Origin of the sequence: Tenacibaculum sp. SDUM215027 (assembly GCF_050566205.1) — a bacterium.
Taxonomy (GTDB): Bacteria; Bacteroidota; Bacteroidia; order Flavobacteriales; family Flavobacteriaceae; genus Polaribacter.
The window spans coordinates 1-724 of the sequence record NZ_JBNXUE010000025.1; the positions used below are offsets into that span (position 1 = coordinate 1).

Below are 724 nucleotides of genomic sequence, written 5' to 3' on the forward strand. Positions count from 1 at the left end.
CTTTAATCATAAGAAGTAGTAATTTTTGTAATTCTCAAAAATTTACCAGTAACTCCATCTATTCTATATACCTTAACACCCTTTAACTTGTATTCTTCATTTCCATCTAATGTAACTTGCCACTCGGGTTTTACATTAGGAAACTCATTTAAATTATTGTGTGATAAATTAAACCCTGTTACTTCATATTTTTCAATGTCCTTTTTAGCTATTTTTTTCACTATTGCAATAGCCTCTGCCCAACAAATGTTATAGCCTTTTTCGTAGTCGATTACTTTAGTAATATTTCCTTGTTCATTGTAGTGGGTTTCTTTAAAAACAGGCTTATTACCATTGAGGTATATAAATTGACTACTTTTTATCGAGCCATCCTTTCTATAGTCTATCCATTTACTTATTTTTAATTGTTTGTTTGTTTGTTTGTTTATTTGTAATCTCTCCATCCTCCCACATAATGAAACGTATATTTTGTAATGGAGTATCTGTAATAACTTTAGTTTGCCTTTTTATTTCTTTGAAGTGTTTTTCTATATCAAAATTAAACTCTTCATTGGAAATTTTAAAAACAGAATTATTATAATAACATATATCATCATTTAATAAATACTCTTTGGGAACAGAAGAACACTTAGCAAATAAAACAAGTATAAAAAATATTAAAAAGTAACGCATCTTATTTTAAATTTTAGGGTAACTCTGTTTAATAATAGAGCCTTTAATCATA

At 26.8% G+C, this 724-nt stretch carries 1 protein-coding gene; it reads right to left on the reverse strand.

The genetic code is table 11. From position 1 onward, the window contains the following. Window positions 1-2 precede the first annotated feature (2 nt). On the reverse strand, window positions 3-443 hold the full coding sequence (locus ACQYZ7_RS16685; RefSeq protein WP_430730837.1) for a hypothetical protein: 441 nt from the start codon (window positions 441-443) through the stop codon (window positions 3-5). Between the last annotated feature and the right edge of the window lie 281 nt (window positions 444-724).

Excerpts from the sequence above, each read along its gene's own strand:
- ACQYZ7_RS16685 (WP_430730837.1), bottom strand. The coding sequence starts at position 443 with ATGGAGAGATTACAAATAAACAAACAAACAAACAAACAATTAAAAATA.